This is a genomic window from Zwartia hollandica (assembly GCF_019923725.1).
Lineage (GTDB): Bacteria > Pseudomonadota > Gammaproteobacteria > Burkholderiales > Burkholderiaceae_B > Zwartia > Zwartia hollandica.
The window spans coordinates 1050-4282 of record NZ_JAHXRI010000013.1 but is presented as its reverse complement, the minus strand read 5'-3'; the positions used below and the strand labels follow the sequence as shown (position 1 = coordinate 4282).

The following is a 3233-nucleotide window of genomic DNA, read 5'->3' as shown; positions in this document are numbered from 1 at the left end:
CGAGCGCCGCCTCGATCTCTCCTAACTCAATCCTAAAGCCTCGGATCTTGACCTGCGCATCAGCGCGCCCGAGGTACTCCAGGACCCCATCCTCGGTCCAGCGGGCTAAGTCGCCGCTGCGGTACATACGCGCACCTGGCGTGAAGGGGTTAGCCACGAAGCGCTCAGCGGTGAGCCCCGCACGACCGAGATAGCCACGTGCGAGGCCCGCGCCTGCGATGTAGAGCTCGCCTGCTAGCCCAACTGGCAAAGGATTCAAGCTCCCATCGAGGATGTAGATCTGTGTGTTCTGGATCGGGCGGCCGATTGGAACAAGTGCAGCGGCATCCATTTGCGGATCGAGAGGGCCCGCGATCGTGACACAAACGCTCGCCTCGGTGGGGCCGTAACCATTGAGCATATTGCAGTGTTTGGCATGGCGCTTGACCAGTGCTGGCGAACAGGCCTCGCCTGCCACAACAAGCGTTTGAAGACATGCGAGGTCTTCAATGGGGATCTCGGGCAAGATGACAGGTGGCAATGTAGCGAGTGTGATCCTATGCTCGGCAATGAAGCGGCCTAGGGCACGAGGATCCGTTCGCACTGCGGCATCGTCAATCAAATATAAAGTTGCACCGCTAGCCAGCGCAGGCATTACCTCTGAGAACGAAGCATCGAAGGCAAACGAGGCAAACTGCAAGACTCGAGCGTTTGTATTATGTGCGTGCGCAGTGATGAGTTCGCCTACGAGATTGCCGGCTCCTTGATGCGTATTGCCTGCCCCTTTAGGAGTTCCGCTGGATCCCGAGGTGTAGATGAGGTAGGCAAGGTTCTGTGGGGCGAGCGTAGTTGAGCGTTCAGAGTCCGTAATGGCGTGACTCGGATACTGCTCGAGTATCACCTCGAGTACGTAGTCATCTAATCGGATGGTTAGGGGGGCTTCAAGCTCAGCCTCATCTAGAAGTGAGCTTGTGGAGATAAGTGCAGACGCGCAGCTATCGGTGAGCATGAAACTTAAGCGCTCTCTCGGATAGCTTGGATCCATGGGTAAGTAAGCGGCTCCTGCTTTAAGCACAGCCAGCATGGAGACAATCATCCCCACTGATCGGTCAAGCAAGATCGCCACTACATCCTCAGTACGCACGCCTAGCGCCAGTAGATGACGGGCGAGTTGATTGGCGCGCGCATCTAGCTCGGAATAGCTTAATTGTTCATCCCCAGAGACCAGCGCGATGGCCTCGGGCGTGCGGGCGACTTGCTGCTCAAAGAGTTCGGGGAGTGTTGTGACCGCAGTACCCGGCCCATCCAGGGAGATGTCCAGCTCCTGAGTTCGATTAAAGAGCTCGAGCACCTGTTGACGCTCGGTTTGATCAATGAGTGAGAGCGTATCGACAGGCGTAGCTGTCTGGCCAAGTCCCTCTACCTGATCGAGGGTGCGCACGAACCAGGTCGCCCACTGCGCCACCCGACCTTCGGCAAAGAGGCTCGCGTCGTACTCCACCATGCCAGAGATGCAGCCGTTAGGCATTGGCGTCAGATAGAGCGCAAGATCGGACTTTGCTTGCTCGAGGGCAACGGGCATCGACTCAATGGTCAAGCCGCCAAGAGACAACTCTGCTGCCTCTTGGGTCTGCCAAGTTAGTGACGCCTGATAGACTGGTGTGTGTGAGAGTGAGCGGGTGACTCCCAAGTCTTCGACTAAGCGTTCAAAGGGTAGATCCTGATGGGTGAGCGCGTGGTTCACACTACCCTTGACGCGCTCCATGAGGGTATTTAGATCAGGATGGCCGCTCGAGTCGACTCTGAGTGCGAGGGTATTGATAAAGAACCCGATGAGTCCATCGGCCTGCTCAGTGGTGCGACCCGCCACAGGCGAGCCAATGACCACATCGCTCTGATTGGCAAGACGTCCAAGCAACGTACCGTAGAGGGCGATTAGTACAGTAAAGAGCGTTGTCTGATGGCGATTGGCCAGAGCTTGCAGCTGAGCAGTGGTCTGTGCACTGATCTCAATGGGCAGGTAGCGCGCCGCGCGGCTGCGACCCGCCTCTCTGGGGTAGTCTGTCGGTAAGCTCAAGCGCTCGGGGATGCCCGCGAGCTGCGCCTGCCAGGACTGGCTTTGACGCGCGAGCTCGCCGCTGTCCTCTAACCATGCCCGTTGCCAGGCGGCATGGTCTGCGTAGGATACAGCGAGCGGAGTCCAGCCAGGTGCTTGGTCTTGTGCTCGAGCCCCATAGGCCTGTGTTAACTCTTTGCAGAACACACCCATCGAGACGCCGTCGCCCGCGATATGGTGCATAACTAAGGTGAGTATGTGTTGGTCACCATTGAGCTTGATCAAGCGAGCCCAGATCATCAGATCGCGGCTTAAATCAAAGTGGGTAATCGAGTCGCGTGCAGTGATCTGCTCAAGCGCCGCTTCGCGCTCAGGCTCTTGCAAGCTGCTGAGGTCTTCATACTCGAGCAGCGTGGTCTGTGCCTCAAGCGCTCGCACATAACCTACGGGTGCACCGTCCTCGTTTGCGATCACGGTACGCAGCGGTTCGTGGCGCTCGATCACATCGACTAAGGCACGCTCGAGCGCTTGGCTCTGCAATACACCCGAGAGCCTGAGGGTTGTCGGCATGTTGTAGTTACCACTCGCGCCTTCTATCTGGGTAAGGGTCCAGAGTCGGATCTGGCCGTAGGAGAGTACCCGTTGTGTGCCATCCGTATCTGGATTTAGCACGCCCAGACCTGCGATGATGGGAGGGCGAGACACTGATACAGCACCGCTTGCGGCAAGGATTTGCGCTTCGGCTTGCACTTGGTCAAGTGCCTGAGCAACCCCGGCAACGGTGGGGTGCTCAAAGAGAACACGTAGCGCAAGCTCAAGCCCGGTGCGAGTCCTCAGCTGGGAGAGCAGGCGCATGGCAAGTAACGAGTGTCCGCCTAGCGCAAAGAAGCTGTCGTCAAGCCCCACACGTGTGGCCCCTGTAAGCTCGGCAAAGAGGTTGGCCACGAGTTGCTCGTGCTCAGTGACGGGTGCTCGGTACTCACCCGCGTCCGTGATCTCGGGCGCGGGTAATGCACGCACATCGAGCTTGCCGTTAGGGGTGAGCGGTAGCGAGTCGAGCACCACGAAGGCGGCCGGCACCATGTAGTCGGGCAGGGTGCTGGAGAGCGTGCTACGCAGAGCAGATGCCTCAGGGATAGAGGTATCCGCAGCTGTGCCTACAACCGCACCTGAACTCGCAACGAGGTACGCTACCAGT

The 3233-nt window shown here is 58.4% G+C and carries 1 protein-coding gene; it reads right to left on the bottom strand.

Annotated elements, in window-relative coordinates; genetic code table 11:
- Positions 1 to 3233, bottom strand: a 3233-nt coding sequence (locus KZZ10_RS14365; protein ID WP_259662232.1) for a non-ribosomal peptide synthetase, incomplete at both ends; no start/stop codon positions are given.